The sequence below is a fragment of the Oscillibacter sp. CU971 genome (assembly GCF_905219725.1).
Lineage (GTDB): Bacteria > Bacillota > Clostridia > Oscillospirales > Oscillospiraceae > Oscillibacter.
On sequence record NZ_CAJMXG010000559.1, the window covers coordinates 1 to 1,135 of the forward strand.

General features: G+C 52.7%; 1 protein-coding gene and 1 pseudogene. Both read right to left on the reverse strand.

Going from position 1 to position 1,135, the window contains the following annotated elements; translation table 11 throughout:
* The coding region (locus JX325_RS17430; RefSeq protein ID WP_204792266.1) for a hypothetical protein at positions 1-204 on the reverse strand (204 nt) is incomplete at its 3' end.
* A 10-nt stretch (positions 205-214) separates the two neighbouring features.
* Positions 215-799, reverse strand: a pseudogene (locus tag JX325_RS17435) (SPFH domain-containing protein); the annotation flags it as partial.
* Positions 800-1,135 lie beyond the last annotated feature (336 nt).

Genomic DNA, 1,135 nt, shown 5'->3' on the forward strand with positions numbered 1-1,135 from the left:
TCTGATTTTACAGTCTGGGTTCAGCAACCAATTCAGGCTGACGCTGGCTTCATAGCGATGCCCGTACTCCATCTTCATGGGAGAGCTCTCCGTGAACCAGTAGACCGAATCGGTTTTCTGGTTGTCGAACTGGAACCGCTCGCCCTTTCTCACATGGAGCTTCAGGCGGATCAGAAATATGACCACCCGAATGATAAATGTCATCTTCCTCACCTCACTGCTCCAGGTTGGGCGTCAACATCAAGCCGGAGCCGTCGCCGGTAATGAACTGAGGCAGCTTACCGTCCCACTTCTCTAAATACTGCTGGGCAATCCAGGTGTCGGGCATGTTCTCAAGGGCCTCACGAGTGATTTCCAGGGCGCGGGCTTCACCTTCAGCAGCCAGAACAGCAGCCTCCGCCTCAACGCGGGCAACCTCACGCTCCTGCTCCGCCCTGGTGATGGCTTCCTGTTTCTCATTCTCAGCTCGCAGCGCATTCTGCTCCGCCTGCATCTTAGCCTCAACAGCCTGCTCGAAAGCGTCGGAGAAGTCGATGTCTTTCACGACCACTTGGGTGAAGTTGACCGGAAACAGTTCCTCCAACTCCTTAACTTCCTCCTGCACCTGAGCGGAAAGGGTGGCGCGGTTCTCCAGCAGCGTCATAGCGCCGTAGCGTGCGAACACGATTTTAGCACGCTCCTCAACAGCGGCCTGAAGTTTGGTCTCCAGAATCTCATAGGAGCCGTACTGGGAGACGATTTGCATGGCCTGGGCGGCGATGGGCTCGTACTGATACTCGATTGCGGCCGTCAACGGCTGAGCATCCTTAAGGCTGCTGGGCTTTCATCTGCCTAACTCTTTTGGTAAGAACTCTTAACTCGTCGCAAATTTTTTCAGGAGTTAAGTCAGACCATTGAGGTGCCTCAGAATATCCAGTCATAGTTATTCTCACGCTCCTTCCTCAAAATATTTTTCCAATAACAAGACCCAAAAGAATACCAACCACCAATATTCCGGCAGTTACGAGCCTCAGTAACCATACTGCACAATCTTTCCAGTCCAATGGATTCACCTCCAAATCTTTCCGGATTTCTTGTCAACAAGGATAAGCGGCCCCCGAACCTCGAAGCCCGCCACATCACAGATATTCAGGAG